Origin of the sequence: Marinobacter litoralis (genome assembly GCF_003336705.1) — a bacterium.
In the GTDB taxonomy this organism is placed as follows: domain Bacteria; phylum Pseudomonadota; class Gammaproteobacteria; order Pseudomonadales; family Oleiphilaceae; genus Marinobacter; species Marinobacter litoralis.
In genome coordinates this window covers 40,297-55,345 of sequence record NZ_QMDL01000006.1, presented here as the reverse complement: position 1 = coordinate 55,345, position 15,049 = coordinate 40,297, and the positions used below count along the sequence as shown (strand labels likewise).

Genomic DNA, 15,049 nt, shown 5'->3' with positions numbered 1-15,049 from the left:
TTTCGACGAGTCACTGTCCTGATATTTCGTATCTGAAATACCTCGGCCAGCGCCCACACGAATTACTTGGTCAACTTTTTAAAGAGCGTTTGAGCGTCTCGTTGCTCAACAGTGGGGCGAATTCTACAGCGTTCTCGTGACCTGTCAACAAGTATTATCAAAAGATTTCGTCTTGTTTCGGTTTCCCGCAACTCACTGATACACAATCGTTTATTAAACAACCAATGCGAGCAAGAAACAACCAGAACAACTTGCAAAATCGCGTTTGGAAGTGGTGTTACTATAAGGCAAATGCTACGTTCCTACTATAAACAAAACAAACGAACCTGATTTCATGCCGAACTCACGCCTAGCCTCCAAGCAGTCTGACCAAAACCATTCCCTTAGTGACTCTATAGAGAAGCATCGGTACCAGTCACTCCTCGCGCTTCATCCAGAGGCGGTATTCGAGCTTGACCGCGATGGTCACCTCGTCACGGTGAATGAGAAATTCAAACTCCTTCTGGGAGCACAGAATGAAGAGGTTATTGGAAAGCGCTTCCAGAGCCTCGCTAATATTGAAGATCATACGAACTTCACTAATGCCTTCAGTACTGCTCTTCGGGGACACCCAGCTCAGCTCAAGTGCACAGCTTTTCGGAGCGCAGAACAAGCCACGCCGATAGAAATCACCCTCTCGCCTTCAGCCGTGGGTGGCGTTGTTGCCGGCGTATTCGGGATTGCAAAGTTGCTAACACACAACGCGACAGGCCGAACGGGCGAAGATACCCTTACCGGGCTACCTAGCCGTGCTACATTCGAAAACCGAATCAATGACCCTCGGTATCTCGGGGAAAAACTCGCGGCTGTCCTAATTATCAATCTGGATGACTTCGGGTCGGTAAACCGGCACCTGGGCCACGACATTGGTGACAGGTTGCTCCAGGATGCGGCAAAACGTTTAGCCGAAGGTCTACAACCCGGCGATTACCTTGCGCGGTTTGCTGGCGACGAGTTTGCGCTGCTCTTACCGAATATCGCGAGTGAAGACATTGCACTTCAGATTGCCGAGGGATATCTCTATCTTCTCTCCTGCCCCTTCGTTATTGACCACCACGTGCTGCAAATAACAGCCAGCATAGGCATTGCATTTCACCAGAACCCTAATCTTCATAGTGCGACACTCATTCAACGCGCGTGCATTGCGGTAACCGATGCCAAAACACAAGGCCGTAATACCTGGGGTTGGTATTCTGATGATTCCGATTCCGTTGTTCTGGAACATATTTCTCTTCGCCGTGACTTGGCCGATGCCATTGAAACCAACAGCCTCGTTCTGCACTACCAACCGCTGGTAGATGCACAGACGGGTGAAGTGAAGTCGCTCGAAGCGCTGGTCAGATGGCAACATCCCGACCGCGGCTTGATGTCTCCGCAGGAATTCATTGCGCTGGCTGAAAAGACCGGTCAAATCATCGATATTGAACGCTGGGTACTCCGGCGAGCCTGTAAAGATATCCAGACACTCAACTCTGGTCGGATGGCACCTTTATCCATCGCCGTTAACATCTCCTGCGCTCATTTCGGCCGAAACGGTTTCATTGAAGAGATTGAACACATACTGCAAGTCAGCGGTCTGAATCCTCATCACCTGGAGCTTGAAGTGACGGAGAGTTCGTTAATGGCCGACACAGATAAATCGGTTAAGCGCCTACGCGCTCTTCGTTCTCTGGGAGTTAGAATCGCAATCGACGATTTTGGCACGGGCTATTCTAACCTCGCGTATCTGCACCAGTTCCCAATTCACACGATTAAAATTGATCAAGCGTTTATCCGGAACATCGATACCAATCATGCCAATGCGGCAATTGTGGAGGGCATTATCACTATGGCCCACCGGCTGGGCCTTAAAGTTGTTGCTGAAGGCATTGAAACGGCCGACCACCGCAACCATCTAGTCGAACTCAGTTGCGATACACTGCAAGGCTACCTTTTCTCCAGAGCCCTGCCGTATAACCAAATCGAAGAGCTCCCCGTTCATTTATATGATCAAACCGAGCCCTGTTCTGACCGTAAGGAGACCTCATGAAGACGCTCTTTCCCAAACTCTTGTTCGCCATTTCATTGGTTGCAAGCATGCCGTTATTAGCTCAAGACAACCCTTTGAGGGTTGGCATGTCTGGATCTTACTTCCCTTTCACGTTTGTTGAGCAGGACGAACTGAAAGGCTTTGAAGTTGACGTAATGAACGCCTTGGGCAAAGAAATGGGACGCGACATCCAGTACGAGACCGCAAACTTCTCCGGGCTGTTTGGCATGCTGCAATCCGGACGTATCGACACCGTCGCAAACCAGATAACGATCACCGAAGAGCGCAAAAAAGCTTACGTGTTCAGTGACCCTTACGTTTATGACGGAGCCCAAGTGGTCACCAAAAAAGGCAACACCGATGTGCAATCCGTCGAAGACCTGAAAGGCAAGACGGTCGCTGTAAACCTGGGTTCCAATTTTGAAGATCTTCTGCAGCAACTGCCTTACGCAGACCAGATCACCATCAAGACCTATGAAAGCAATCTTGAACGGGATACGGCCCTGGGACGGGTGGACGCTTTCGTGATGGACCGCGTGAGCGCCAGCCAAATAATCAAAGAGAAGCCCCTTCCCCTTGAATTGGCAGGCCCAACGTTTTCGCAAATCAGAAACGCCTACCCGTTCCACGACAACGAAGCCGGCCGAGCCCTTCGCGATGAGGTAAACGAGGCCATGGCCACTTTGCATGAAAACGGAACACTCCGGTCGATTTCTGAAAAATGGTTCGGAACCGATATAACTCAGCCTTGAGGGGCCTACCGAGGACTCGCTTTCCATGGACGTATTGAACGTCGAGTACATGCTTGGCCTGGTACCTGTGTTACTCAGGTACCTCCCCCTCACTTTGCAGTTAGCCGGCATCGGGATGGTTTTTGCGCTGGTGCTTGCGTGTTTGTTTGCAGTTGTACGGGTGCTGCGGATTCCGGTACTCAACCAGCTAACGATCGTATTCATCTCGTTCTTTCGAGGCACGCCGTTACTGGTGCAGCTGTTCCTGTTCTATTATGGGCTACCGCAACTGTTCAGTGCGCTTACCGTGATCGATGGCATTACCGCCACCATCATGGGTCTGACAATGCACTTTGCCGCCTACATGGCGGAATCCATCCGTGCTGCTATTGTCGGGGTTGATCGCAGCCAAACCGAAGCAGCCTTGTCTATCGGCATGACAAACGGTCAGCTGATGCGCCGAATTGTGCTGCCACAAGCTACCCGCGTGGCACTGCCAACGTTGATGAATTATTTCATCGACATGATCAAAGCAACGTCACTGGCATTCACTTTGGGTGTTACCGAACTGATGGGCGCCACACAGAAAGAAGCCGCCGGAAGTTTTCTCTACTTCGAGGCATTTATTGTCGCAGCCATCATGTACTGGATCGTTGTAGAGATTCTTTCCAAACTCCAACATTATCTGGAAGCCCGCCTTAACAGGGCCTATAACCGATGATCAAACTAGCCTCTCTTAGCAAATATTTCGGCGAAACCGTTGTACTTGACGGGATCGACCTGACCATAGAAAAAGGCGAGATTGTTGTCATCATCGGCCCTTCCGGCACCGGCAAATCCACTCTGCTCCGCTGCATTAATTTCCTCGAACAACCTACTGGCGGGACCATTACCGTTGGCGACCTAACAGTTGATGTTAAGCGGGCCAGCCGCGCCGACATTCTTTCACTACGCAGGCAAACCGCCTTCGTATTTCAGAACTATGCACTTTTTGCCAATAAAAGCGCCCTGGAAAATATCGCCGAGCGCCTGCTGGTCGTCGATAAATGGCCGAAAGAAAAGGCTCACCAAAAGGCACGCGAGATTTTGGGAAAGATCGGTTTAGCGGAAAAAGCCGATGCCTATCCTGCGTCAATGTCCGGCGGTCAGCAGCAACGCGTTGCGATTGGGCGAGCCATGGCTGCGGGAGCGGAAGTGATCCTGTTTGATGAACCCACCTCCTCTCTGGACCCAGAATGGGTGGAAGAAGTGCTGGGGCTAATGAAGCAGCTCGCTGCAGAGCGCCAGACCATGCTGGTAGTCACCCATGAAATGTCGTTTGCGCGGGATGTGGCAGATCGCGTGATCTTTGTCGATGGCGGCCATATTGTAGAGCAAGGACCTCCCAGCGAGATATTTCAGAACCCGAAAGACCCCCGAACCAAAGATTTTCTAAAGAAAATTCTCGCCACCAATCCCGTGTAAGTCTATCTATCCGCCGCAAGAGCGCTGGCGGGTAGATGCAGGCGCTTCCAGAACACCGCCTCTTTCGACGCCTCTGCGCACGTCTTGCTTTTCACGCAAGGTAACCAACCCCTGAATCACTTGCTGACGAAGCACAGAAGCCAGCTTGGTGGAGCTATAACCTTGGATAACATTGACGGGCGGGTGAAACATAATATCAACGCGTAGCGGGGGCTTACTCAACAGACGGAAAAGGTGCGACACGAACTCATCGTCATTGATAAAAGGTACGATTCGATCACGCTGCCCCTCTCGGTGGTAGGCAATGGTCACTGCCTGCACAGGGCGATTAGCTGCGAGCGCCGCACCCAGCAGATTCGGGTGAAACCGTTTGACACTCTCCCCGTTAGTCGTGGTTCCTTCCGGAAACAGCATGACAGATCTTCCGTTGTGTAAAGCTGAAACCAGTGTCTGCCGAACAGCTGCCGAGTCGCCCGCCCCACGTTGCACAAAGAGCGTGCCGACCTGACGCGCAATCCAGCCGATAAGCGGCCAGGAGGCCACCTCCTGTTTAGCGATAAACTGCAACGGAACATTGGCAGCCAGGATGGGAATGTCAGTCCAGGAGATATGATTGCATACCAACAGTCCTGTGCCATCTATGGGTGATCCATGAGTCTGGATGCGCAAACCCAACAGACGACATAAACACAAACAATACCGATGCACCAATATGGACTGGTTGATGGGCCGCCCACGACACAGTTCAAATGCCCGAATAAATACAAGGCTCATCATGCTGAACAACATAAACCCGACAAAAAACCCCAGCCGCATAGACAACCGAAGGCCCCCCGTAATGCTCTCTATTGCGATCAAGCGGTCTTGCTCTCTATGTTGAATCGGCGTGCGTAACGGGCTGCCAGATTATCCACGCTCAACAAAACCAACAGATCAGCACACCGGAACACAGGATCCCAACACGGCTCGCCGCACACTTCTGCTCCAAGCCGCATATAACTTCGAATCAACGGCGGAATGGTCACGTTTTCTGAATGGCCCCGATGATTGGCCAGATGAGGCAATTTACGCTTGGGCGTTACCCGGAACCTCTCATCAGCGAGGAAATCCTGCTCAACTTGGCGGGCGACTCGCCATGCTCTGTATCCACCGTCCAGCATACTTATACTTGCGCAGCCCAGCAGATAGTCGATTCCCTCCTGAACGAGATAGCGAGCCACCTCAGACCAAAGCATGCTAAGCGCCGCACCGGAGCGATAGTCGCTCCGTATGCAGGTCCGGCCAAGTTCTGCAAATACACCGGGATTTCGCTTCAAGCGGTCCAGATTGAATTCGTCTTCCGAATAAAAACCACCAATTGTCTTCGCAGCCTCACCGTGCAGTAACCGCGTGGTTGCCACTACGTCGCCAGATTGATCAACAACGACAAAGTGGGTACACCAAGGATCAAAGCGATCCACATCGATATCGATACCAGCACCCAGATCAGCGCCGTACTCGGCACTAAACACCTCGTACCTGAGTCGCTGAGCCTCAACTACTTGAGCTGGTTCCGTGGCCACGCCGGAGGCTAGCTTCCGACCTCTACTCGAGGCCATAGGCGTATTTTGCATGCTCTGATTCCTTTGACTGGCTAGTTTGAGCCCACCGGACATAGAGGCAGACCGGAATAACCAGACAATAAGCATGCGGGTTTACAAACAGATGAAGCGTTTGCTGCGGATCGATGACATTTCAGTTAGTGGGATTCTGACCAGGTAAGCCCTGTGGAAAGTGGGTAGCCAGTTGATCGATAAGCCACTGGGGGGCATCAAGAGGCAGGTCATGGCCGGCAGCGGGATGCAACTCTAAAGGGCACTTCAGGGCTTCAGCCAGAGCCAGACTGCAGCGCCAATCCGTCAGCCGATCCCCCTTACTTGCCAGCACAAGTGCCGGCACCTTTATGTTTTGAGCCCTCGGCTTATAACGCGATGCCGCATAAAGTTGACGTAGCACGTTAGCCCGGCGTACCGGTCGCTTCAGTTGAATCGCCCGCCATTGCTCAGCAACTGCCCCGTTGATTGGCCGGTTGCTCGTCAGCGAGAGAATGGCCAACTCCCTTGCTTCTATATTGGCTTGAGCCATCAAACGCACTACATTCGGCCATTGGGCGGGCTTCATGCGACGCCAGGGCGTGCTAAGACCGGAGCTGGAGGAAATCAGCACAAGACCTGCGCAGTCTTCAGGGTTTTCGAGCGCCCAGTCCAGCGCCACCATACCGCCGAGAGACAAACCTATCAGCCCCAGGGGGCGCGGCAACTGGAGACTTTGTTTCTCCGCGTACCCCCTTGCCTCAGCAATAGACGTTGGTGAACACAGATTTCGGGCGCCCCCTGTGCCGGGAAGGTCCAACGTGTGGAAGCGATCCATGGGGCGTGCATGTTGCAACTGCTTCAGCCAGCCTCCCCAATGTGCACCTTCCCTTGCCAGCCCACGAATCAACAGCCAGTCCATTACAAAGTTTCGCCCTTGCTGTACCAGTGCGTTCTTGCCGCCGCCCGAAGCCATTCACCTTCTGATGAATTGGGAACCCAGTGGCCATAATTTGCACAAGCATCAAGGAGGAAATTGAGCAGAATGAGATGACTGCGCAAGACACGCTGATGCCGATGAGCCACCAGCGGATTGAACAGCCCCTCCCGACTGAACGCCTGGCGAGGACTCTTGCGTAGCCAACGCCAGGAACCCATTTCCAGAGTTAACGGCAGCCAGGGTGCACTGGTTCTGCGATTATGGCGTTTGTAGAAATAGTCCCAGAGGTCGCCATGAGTGACATAGTGCTCTGATTGCGGCTCAAATTGATAATCATGGTGGGGGTAGGACTGCTCCCAAAGCAGTTTAAGCGCCATGATGGAAGAGATGTTACGCATCGGGCGGCGCCGGTAGGCGTAGGGAAACCAGATTTGGTCTCGCCAGCCAAAGCCGGAGTGGCAATCCAGCGAGATGCTGAATGGCCGGCCCGGGAGCACGTCGTCGATGATTCTCTGCAGAGCCAAATTTTCCGGCTCCATTTTATGGTTCAGCTTGCCTCGGTACCATGGAAGTAGCGGCGATATGCGTTGCCCACCTACCAGAAACGAGCTCTGGCCCTGGGCTTGAATCGGGGCATTTCGCATAAGATCTACACCCGAGGGGTTGCTACGGCGGTTCAGATACATACCACCGGGATTGAGCATCGGCACCACCACCAAACGTACGTGCTTTAACCGTTCAGCCAGATGCTCGTCCCAGCGCAGGCGATTGGCCAAATTGCGTAGCCATGCCAGAACCACCTGCGTGCCGATACGCTCCAACCCATGTACGCCGCCCACCAACAACAGTGCTGGTTGGTCAGCCGGAGCATCTCCAACCTCAACACGGTAAATTGGCAGATCGAGCGCGCCAACCGGCACGGTTGCCGTCACCTGTGCCGAAAACGGCTGAGGCGATTCGGCTAGGATTCGCTCAAGCTCAATCAACTCCGGTAACCGTCGGCGCAACAACCGGCGTTGTTTTGCATCTCGGAGATTCTGCTGTTCCGGAATTACTTTGATATGAGTGAGGGCCCTCAGTTCAGTCACGACCCCACCCAAACTCTTGAGCGGGTTGCGTGGGCCTGCACCTCGCCCCTCATTGCCATGCCGCCAGCCAACTGGTTTATGCCGGGCACTGCCATAACGCCCCTCCCTGTTCGATCTTGGTCAGTCTCTGATCATTGCGGCCTACTGTGCTGTGAGGCCTTGATAACGCATTCTGATTCCAGAAACTAATCGCGGAACGTTAAGCAGGCGTGTCAGTTTTTCTACGGTAAGATGACATGGAACCTGGCCAACCCAATGTTTGCATGCACAACGGGTAACAAAAGCGGCGACTTTGCTCGGTCAGGCCAATACTGTACGCAGATAAGAGAAAGAACCGAGGGTTTTATGTGCGGCCGATTCAATGTCACAGATTCACCCGAGATCCGGGCACTGATGGAACAGCTCGGCTTGCCCGGCATAACACCGAGATTCCAGCACAACGTGCCGCCGGGTGGTATAGGCGAATTCGTGATGGAATCAGGTGACGCTCGCTATCTGCTTTCGGGCATTTGGTCGCTACTGGTCGAACCTAGGCCGGACGGTCATGGGTATCGGCCAAACCCGAAATTTCACACATTTAATGCTCGAAGTGACCGACTAACCAGCAGTCCGCTCTGGAAGAAGGTGTACCCCTCAAACCGGTGTATCATTCCAGTTAGCGCTTTCCATGAATGGCAAGGCAAGCAGGTTTACAACGTTCATCCGTTAAATGAGGCTACCGCTCTCGCCGGTCTCTGGCAATCTTGGTACTTTGGCGACGAACAGGTGAACTCATTCACCGTCATCACCCTTCCACCACACCCCAAGTTCAGCCATATTCATCCAAAAAGTATTCCACTGATGCTCAGGCCTAAAGAGTTTGATCTATGGCTGGATCCACACTTTCATCAAGTGGAAGCGTTTCAAAAGCTCCTGAAAACACGCATTCCTGTTCCGCTGGTGTGTGAGCCGGTTCGCGGCCCTAAAGACTTAAAGCTAGTGGGCGATGTAGAGGTTATTCCGTCAGATTAATGGTTGCATTAGAGATGGGGTTTAGGGCGATGGAAAGGTAAAATCGATGTCACCATTTTGTCGCCATCGACACGCCGGTTAAGACAGCAAAACGCTAAGCGATTGAAACAAAAGGGTAAAAAATAGAGGCGCGGGTCGGAATCGAACCGGCGCACACGGAGTTGCAGGTCGGGCCGACATTAACGACAAACCTCTATTTATCAACAATATAGACAACTCAACTAAAGTGGCAAATTAACTAAAATCAGAACTTTTAGGTAACTTAAAATCAAGGGATTACGTTTGTTTTGTCGCCATATATTTTAGCCTTTCTGAGGCTCTAGAAGTCATTTCAGCAGACCGCGTCATGTGTCCTTTGCACCCCCTTGTAGTGGTCAACTAATCCCGGACAGTATTTTAAGGTTTTCCTCCGCTGCAACGGGAGAAATGCCCCCGTTGAACGTATGAGGTCGTTGCCGGTTGTAGTAGTCCATCAGATAGTCACCAACATCTTTTTTGGCCTCAGGCAGATTCCGGTACCCCATGGCAGGTATCCATTCAGATTTTAGACTCCGGAACAGTCTCTCCATCGGTGCGTTGTCCCAGCAATTGCCACGTCGGCTCATGCTTTGTGTCATTCGATAGCGCCAGAGCCGCTGACGGAACTTTCTGCTGGCATACTGGCTTCCCTGGACGCCCTTCTAAGAGTCAAGCAGCTATTTTCGACTGCCGAATCTCACGTTGCCGCTGGCGTAAAAGATAGAACAGCTCTCGCGCTATGTAACGTTTCAGACAACGGATAGCTTCCAACTTTGAATGGCCTTCTGTGATTCGTCTTGCAACATATTCTTGGGTTTTTGTGTCCAGTCGAAGTCTACCGATCGCAATTATGTGCAGTGCGCTATTAGCTGCTCGATCGCCCCCTCGGTTAAGCCTGTGGCGCTGCGTCTTTCCAGAAGATGCCGGTATGGGGTTGACCCCGCAAAGCGCAGCAAAACTGGCTTCGGAGCCAAGTCGATCTGGGTTGTCACCTACGGTAATCAGCAGCTGCGCAGCCGACTCATAACCGACAGCTGTTCTTGCCACTAAGTCGGGCGCAAGTTCGTCAACAATGGACTTGATCATGGTGTCTAAATCTGCGATCTCGTCATGTAGCTCTACATATCGGCGAGCGAGGGACTTGAGGGCTATTCGATAGGCCATCATGACGTCTCGGTATCCGCCCAGATCGGGACGTGATGATGCCAACGTCCGGATAAGTTGCATGCGCGTCATGTTCCTGAGCTGGTCCCGCAACTCCTCCGGTGCGGAGACAATCTGGGTTTGAATCATCTGAAGCGCTACCCTACGGGCTGCGACCGCAGTCTTTCGACAGACTTTCAGAACACGCAAGGCTTCAACCATGCCGTCACGGGTCTTCGGCGTTACCGTACGAATTCCTGCAAAAGCCGCGTGCGCAGCATTCTCAGCATCAATGCGGTCGTCTTTACCCCGCTTGCGGCGGACGGATTTATCGGGACTTGTAACCTCCAGAGTCGTGATGCTGGCCTGCTGTAAATAGCGCAACAAACCCGCGCCATAGGTTCCTGAGCATTCAATCCCTATTCTGGTGACGTCGCCAAAGCTACGCATCCACGCCAACATGGTTTTATAACCATGGCGCGTCGCTGGAAAGGTGGCTGTTCCGAGAACCTGATCCTGCCCATCAACCGCGGCAGCAACATGCAGATCTTTATGGGTATCAACGCCACCGACAATCACTGGTCGAGCAGCCTGCTGTAAAGACATGACGAAGCTCCTGGCTATCTATTTGAAGATGGCTTCACCATGCACGATAGCCTGGACACGACAGTAACGAGACAGGCTGTCAGGCCCTTCTTGAGTCACATGCATCGGCGGGGTGAAACCCCTGCCGCTAGGTGTTCTCGGATTTCCGACAGGTCCAGGGAAAGACACATATCTGGGTCGATCGGAGTGTGGGTCAGGAAATCCGAGAACACTTGCGACACCCAGTATTTCAAGTTGAGCCAAAATCAGAAATACCCGGCACTGACAGTATTACTATCCGAGTGGAACATGGTTTTCTCCGGTTGGCCACGCTGCTCCCAGGCGTGATCCAGAGCTTTTACAACCAGGTCTGCATCTGGGCTCGATGACATCGCCCAGCCAACAACCCGGCGAGCGTACAGATCCAGTACCACCGCCAGATAGCTCCATCGCTGGCCGCTCCAGATGTAAGTAATGTCGCCACACCAGACCTGGTCAGGCTGCTCGACTGCAAACTCACGATCCAGATGGTTCAGAATATCCGGTCGCTCAACGGTCGCCTGCTTGTAGGCGTGAGGGCCTGGCTGCTTACAGATCAGTCCCAGTTCGCTCATAAGACGTCGAACCTTGAAGCGACCGACGACAATACCTTCCTCGCTGAGCAAGCCCTTGATCGTCCGGCTGCCGGCAGAACTTCGGCTCTTAGTAAACAAACGGTTCACCTGAGCCTTCAGGGCCAGACGCTCAACATCCACACGGTTCCCCCGTTGGCGGTATTCGTAGTAACTGGAGCGACTGATATCAAACGCATTACTGACCATTTCAATAGGCACTCGCTCACTCAACTGGTCTATCAGCGCGTACGATTCATCTCGTCCGACATCAAGAGAGCGGTAGCCTTTTTTAGTATGTCTTTCTCCTGCTCAAGGCGTTTACAGCGGGCCTCCAGCTCCTGAATACGGCGCTGTTCCGGGGTTAAGGCTTTGCCCTTTGGGGTGACACCTTCACGCTCCTCGGCCAATTGGTTAACCCAGCGCCGAATAGCGCTTTCACCGACTCCCAGGGACACACTGGCCTGTGGAATGGTGTAACCTTGATCCAGCACCAGGCTGGCTGCCTCCTGTTTGAACTCAGGAGAAAAAGAACGTCGCTTTCTGGTCATCAGACACCTCGTTTATGGTGGCGATCTTACCACCTACGTTGGTGTCCGGAATCATTGAACCACTACACCTTAACAGCCTCCAACTTACAGACTCATAATTTCCCACCTACGCTTAAACGAGCCATCTTTGGTGCTGGTTAACCCCCTCCCATAACTCCCCACGAACTTACCGATCTCCCTATCCGAAGATCAACAATGTCGTTTTTTGGTCTTTTTCTGTCGGTTTTTAGAAATTGGGCCTGTCACCTTGTGGGTCACACTAGGCCATGTACCGGGCAGATATCTCAAGGAGCAATTGAGCTCCAGAAGTTTCTACCTGAGTAATGGCGAAAAATAGCAAAAACAAAAACCCCAAGCCGGAGTGATGAATCCTCATGTTATCTGCACGTTTCTTACACCCAAAATCCATCGCTGTGTTTGGTGGGCGTGAAGCAAAAAAAGTTATTGAACAGTGCGAAGCCGTGGGGTTTACCGGAGAAATCTGGCCGGTTCACCCAAAGCATGCCGAAATTTCCGGGCGCAAAACATACCGCTCGGTTGCTGAGCTACCCAGCAGCCCGGACGCGGCTTATATCGCTGTTAATCGCAACCTGAGCATCCAGATAGTTGCGGAACTAGCCGCTCGGGATGCAGGTGGTGTGGTGTGTTACGCCACAGGGTTCTCTGAGTCTGGTGAGGATGGTAAGGAACTTGAGCAGCAACTTTTAAAGGCAGCCGGAAATATGCCGTTGCTCGGGCCTAACTGTTATGGGTTCCTGAACTATATTCAGGGAGCAATGATGTGGCCTGACCAGCAAGGCGGTCGACAGGTAGATCGAGGCGTCGCTCTCATTACCATGTCGAGTAACATCGCCTTCAATCTCACCATGCAACGGCGCGGCCTGCCGATCTCTTACCTTGTGTCTTTGGGCAACCGCCTCAAATTTGATCTCCAAGACGCGATCACCACCTTTGCCGAGCAAGATGAAGTCACTGCAATTGGCCTATACGTCGAGGGTATTACCGATCCTCGAGCATTCCAGGAGGCAGCGGAAGTAGCGCGTCAGTTTGGTAAGCCAATTGTCGCCCTGAAGTCCGGCCACTCAGAAGTAGCCAGCCAAGTTGTAATGTCGCACACCGCTGCGCTCAGTGGTTCCGACGAACTGATCGATGCCTTGTTCGAACGCTCAGGCGTAGCCAGGGTTAACTCTTTGGAGACACTAATTGAAACGTTGAAGCTGCTACATGTGCACGGTCCCCTTCGCGGCGCCCGTATTGGTGCAATGAGCACTTCCGGCGGAGACATGACAATCCTGGCAGATGCTATTAGCGAAACAGAGCTATCTCTGGCGCCCCTATCTGACAGCGGTGCGATAGCGCTGAAACAAGTAGTTCACGAGCGCATGGCGGTTGGCAACCCTCTGGATTACCAGTTGTTCGATTGGGGTAACCAAGAACGCCTGCAGATCACCTATGAAGCGTTTATGAACGATGGCTTCGACCTGGCTATTAGCATGCTCGACCTTCCTCGCGAAGATCGATGCGATGCGTCTGACTGGCAAAGTGCCGAGTACGCTTTCATTGAAGCCAGCAAAAATACTCAGTACCCAACTGCCGTCATGTCGACAGTTTCAGACAACTTGCCTGAACCACTGGCACTTCGTTTAATTGACAGAGGTATCGTCCCCCTAAACGGCATTCAAGCGGCAGTTCCGGCCATCGAGGCTGCAGCCCGCATCGGCCAACTCTGGGCGCGCAATTGGACAACGGAACTGATACTGCCGAGTGTACCAACAGGTTTGTCGGGCGAGCAGATTATTGATGAAGCGAGCGCAAAAGCAGCGCTCGCCAAACACGGCTTGGCAATCCCTTCGTCCCGCATTGTTAAGACCGAAGAGGAAGGCATTGCAGCCGCTGAAGCACTTGGGTACCCGGTGGTTATAAAAGCACTGGGCATCGCTCATAAAACCGATGTAGGCGGCGTTCGCCTGAACTTAACCAGCCCAGCGTCTGTTGCCGACGCCGTGTCTGAAATGAGGCTACTGGCTAAGGATGTTCTTGTCGAAAAGATGGTAACTGGCGCTGTCACCGAGTTGATCGTCGGAGTTAGCCGCGACGAGCAGTTCGGGTTGCATCTTGTGGTTGGTGCCGGTGGCATCATGGTAGAGCTACTTAAAGACAGTCGCCCGCTTTTATTACCAACCAGCCGGTCTGAGATTGAGGCAGCCCTTCGCTCACTTAAGACCTCAAGCTTGTTGTTTGGCTTTCGCGGCCGGGAAGAAGCTGATCTTGAAGCTGTCATTGATGCTGTTATGGCGATCGCTGCCTACGCCCAAGAACACGCTTCTTCGCTGATCGAATTAGACGTTAACCCATTAATGGTTCTACCTAAAGGCCAAGGCGTGGTGGCTGCCGATGCCTTAATTCGCAAGTCACCCGCACTCCCTCACGCAGAACAAGCCGTTCGTGAGACCGCCGATAAGGAGCAAGCGTGATGAGCAACTACCTGGAACTGGAACGTCATGGGGCGGTGCTCGAAATAACGCTGAACCGTCCGAAAGCAAACACCATAGACATCCCGTTAAGCCAAGAACTGAGCCGGGTATTTGCTGAGTTTCGCGATGACCCCGAGCTTCGTGTTGCCATTATGACGGGGGCGGGAGATCGCTTCTATTCAGCGGGCTGGGACCTAAATGCAGTTGCTGATGGCGAGGAGTACATCGGTGAATTCGGCGAAGGCGGATTCGCCGGCTTCCCCGAATTGAGATCACTCAACAAGCCAGTGATATGTGCGGTCAATGGCATGGCCGTAGGTGCTGGTTTTGAAATGCTAACCCGTGCTGACTTTGTTGTTGCCGCCGAGCACGCCGAGTTCTTGTTGCCAGAGGTAGGCATCGGAATTGCCCCGGACATCGGGACCTTTATGCTGCCCAAGCTGTTAACCCGCCAGCGCGCCATGGAGGTCCTAATGACTCGGCGACGCTATTCGTCCCAGCAGATGGCGAGCTGGGGCCTAGTAAACCAAGTGGTTCCTAGGTCAGAGCTTATGACGGCTGCTCGGGCACTTGCAGAGCGCTTGCTCGCCTCCGCCCCACTGTCATTGGCTGCCATCAAAGAAACCGTTAACGAAACTGAAACCACGACGTTTTCTGACTGCTACCAACGTTTGCGGGGCAATCCCTGGCCAGCATTCAAGGCCATGCTGGAGAGCGACGACGCAGTAGAAGGTGCCAGAGCATTTGGTGAGCGCCGCCCTCCCCGCTGGACTCACAAATAAACAACTGAGATC

Annotated in this window: 12 protein-coding genes and 2 pseudogenes; 7 read left to right on the top strand and 7 right to left on the bottom strand. The window is 52.9% G+C overall.

Annotated features, from left to right (window positions below):
* Window positions 1-334 precede the first annotated feature (334 nt).
* From DOQ08_RS15890 to DOQ08_RS15875, 4 genes are read left to right on the top strand one after another with little or no spacing between them, the layout of a single operon-like run.
* Complete coding sequence (locus tag DOQ08_RS15890) at window positions 335-2,068, top strand: sensor domain-containing protein (protein ID WP_114335973.1); 1,734 nt, start codon at window positions 335-337, stop codon at window positions 2,066-2,068.
* Window positions 2,065-2,820: an amino acid ABC transporter substrate-binding protein gene (locus DOQ08_RS15885; protein ID WP_114335972.1), complete on the top strand. Its 756-nt coding sequence runs from the start codon at window positions 2,065-2,067 to the stop codon at window positions 2,818-2,820. The genes DOQ08_RS15890 and DOQ08_RS15885 overlap by 4 nt, the downstream gene beginning before the upstream one ends.
* 25 nt (window positions 2,821-2,845) lie before the next feature.
* A complete protein-coding gene (locus DOQ08_RS15880) occupies window positions 2,846-3,520 on the top strand; it encodes an amino acid ABC transporter permease (RefSeq protein WP_114335971.1) in 675 nt (224 codons plus the stop codon).
* On the top strand, window positions 3,517-4,263 hold the full coding sequence (locus DOQ08_RS15875; protein ID WP_114335970.1) for an amino acid ABC transporter ATP-binding protein: 747 nt from the start codon (window positions 3,517-3,519) through the stop codon (window positions 4,261-4,263). Before DOQ08_RS15880 ends, DOQ08_RS15875 begins: the two co-directional genes overlap by 4 nt.
* A gap of 6 nt (window positions 4,264-4,269) precedes the next feature.
* On the opposite strand, the gene DOQ08_RS15870 is transcribed toward DOQ08_RS15875, so the two are convergent.
* From DOQ08_RS15870 to DOQ08_RS15855, 4 genes are all read right to left on the bottom strand, one after another.
* Entirely contained in the window at window positions 4,270-5,037 is a 768-nt protein-coding gene (locus DOQ08_RS15870) for a lysophospholipid acyltransferase family protein (protein ID WP_227537720.1), read from the bottom strand.
* An 80-nt stretch (window positions 5,038-5,117) separates the two neighbouring features.
* Window positions 5,118-5,876 carry a GNAT family N-acetyltransferase gene (locus DOQ08_RS15865; RefSeq protein WP_114335968.1) on the bottom strand — a complete coding sequence of 253 codons (759 nt, stop codon included), beginning with the start codon at window positions 5,874-5,876 and terminating at the stop codon, window positions 5,118-5,120.
* 121 nt (window positions 5,877-5,997) lie between these two features.
* Window positions 5,998-6,810: an alpha/beta fold hydrolase gene (locus DOQ08_RS15860; RefSeq protein ID WP_114335967.1), complete on the bottom strand. Its 813-nt coding sequence runs from the start codon at window positions 6,808-6,810 to the stop codon at window positions 5,998-6,000.
* Complete coding sequence (locus DOQ08_RS15855; RefSeq protein WP_114335966.1) at window positions 6,756-7,862, bottom strand: M14 family zinc carboxypeptidase; 1,107 nt, start codon at window positions 7,860-7,862, stop codon at window positions 6,756-6,758. The genes DOQ08_RS15860 and DOQ08_RS15855 overlap by 55 nt, the downstream gene beginning before the upstream one ends.
* A 345-nt stretch (window positions 7,863-8,207) precedes the next feature.
* Here DOQ08_RS15855 and DOQ08_RS15850 point away from each other — a divergent pair, with 345 nt between their 5' ends.
* The gene (locus tag DOQ08_RS15850) at window positions 8,208-8,873 is read left to right on the top strand and encodes an SOS response-associated peptidase (RefSeq protein ID WP_114335965.1); all 666 of its coding nucleotides are present in this window, start codon (window positions 8,208-8,210) and stop codon (window positions 8,871-8,873) included.
* A 374-nt stretch (window positions 8,874-9,247) separates the two neighbouring features.
* Here the strand turns inward: DOQ08_RS15850 and DOQ08_RS15845 are convergent.
* The 3 genes and pseudogenes from DOQ08_RS15845 to DOQ08_RS15835 form a co-directional block, all read right to left on the bottom strand.
* Window positions 9,248-9,544 (bottom strand): annotated as a pseudogene (locus DOQ08_RS15845) (integrase core domain-containing protein); the annotation flags it as partial.
* A 16-nt stretch (window positions 9,545-9,560) separates the two neighbouring features.
* Window positions 9,561-10,640: an IS110 family RNA-guided transposase gene (locus DOQ08_RS15840; RefSeq protein WP_114335964.1), complete on the bottom strand. Its 1,080-nt coding sequence runs from the start codon at window positions 10,638-10,640 to the stop codon at window positions 9,561-9,563.
* 266 nt (window positions 10,641-10,906) lie between these two features.
* A pseudogene (locus DOQ08_RS15835) lies at window positions 10,907-11,781 on the bottom strand (IS3 family transposase); the annotation flags it as partial.
* 374 nt (window positions 11,782-12,155) lie between these two features.
* Between DOQ08_RS15835 and DOQ08_RS15825 the strand changes: the two are divergent.
* Together DOQ08_RS15825 and DOQ08_RS15820 are read left to right on the top strand one after the other, a co-directional pair.
* On the top strand, window positions 12,156-14,255 hold the full coding sequence (locus DOQ08_RS15825) for an acetate--CoA ligase family protein (protein WP_114335961.1): 2,100 nt from the start codon (window positions 12,156-12,158) through the stop codon (window positions 14,253-14,255).
* Complete coding sequence (locus tag DOQ08_RS15820; protein ID WP_114335960.1) at window positions 14,255-15,037, top strand: enoyl-CoA hydratase-related protein; 783 nt, start codon at window positions 14,255-14,257, stop codon at window positions 15,035-15,037. Before DOQ08_RS15825 ends, DOQ08_RS15820 begins: the two co-directional genes overlap by 1 nt.
* Window positions 15,038-15,049 lie beyond the last annotated feature (12 nt).

Bases quoted from the DNA above. Each gene is read 5' to 3' on its own strand.
- DOQ08_RS15885 (WP_114335972.1), top strand. From the start codon at position 2,065: ATGAAGACGCTCTTTCCCAAACTCTTGTTCGCCATTTCATTGGTTGCA.
- DOQ08_RS15860 (WP_114335967.1), bottom strand. From the start codon at position 6,810: ATGGCTTCGGGCGGCGGCAAGAACGCACTGGTACAGCAAGGGCGAAAC.
- DOQ08_RS15890 (WP_114335973.1), top strand. From the start codon at position 335: ATGCCGAACTCACGCCTAGCCTCCAAGCAGTCTGACCAAAACCATTCC.
- DOQ08_RS15850 (WP_114335965.1), top strand. From the start codon at position 8,208: ATGTGCGGCCGATTCAATGTCACAGATTCACCCGAGATCCGGGCACTG.
- DOQ08_RS15870 (WP_227537720.1), bottom strand. From the start codon at position 5,037: ATGAGCCTTGTATTTATTCGGGCATTTGAACTGTGTCGTGGGCGGCCC.
- DOQ08_RS15840 (WP_114335964.1), bottom strand. From the start codon at position 10,640: ATGTCTTTACAGCAGGCTGCTCGACCAGTGATTGTCGGTGGCGTTGAT.
- DOQ08_RS15820 (WP_114335960.1), top strand. From the start codon at position 14,255: ATGAGCAACTACCTGGAACTGGAACGTCATGGGGCGGTGCTCGAAATA.
- DOQ08_RS15825 (WP_114335961.1), top strand. From the start codon at position 12,156: ATGTTATCTGCACGTTTCTTACACCCAAAATCCATCGCTGTGTTTGGT.
- DOQ08_RS15880 (WP_114335971.1), top strand. From the start codon at position 2,846: ATGGACGTATTGAACGTCGAGTACATGCTTGGCCTGGTACCTGTGTTA.
- DOQ08_RS15865 (WP_114335968.1), bottom strand. From the start codon at position 5,876: ATGCAAAATACGCCTATGGCCTCGAGTAGAGGTCGGAAGCTAGCCTCC.
- DOQ08_RS15875 (WP_114335970.1), top strand. From the start codon at position 3,517: ATGATCAAACTAGCCTCTCTTAGCAAATATTTCGGCGAAACCGTTGTA.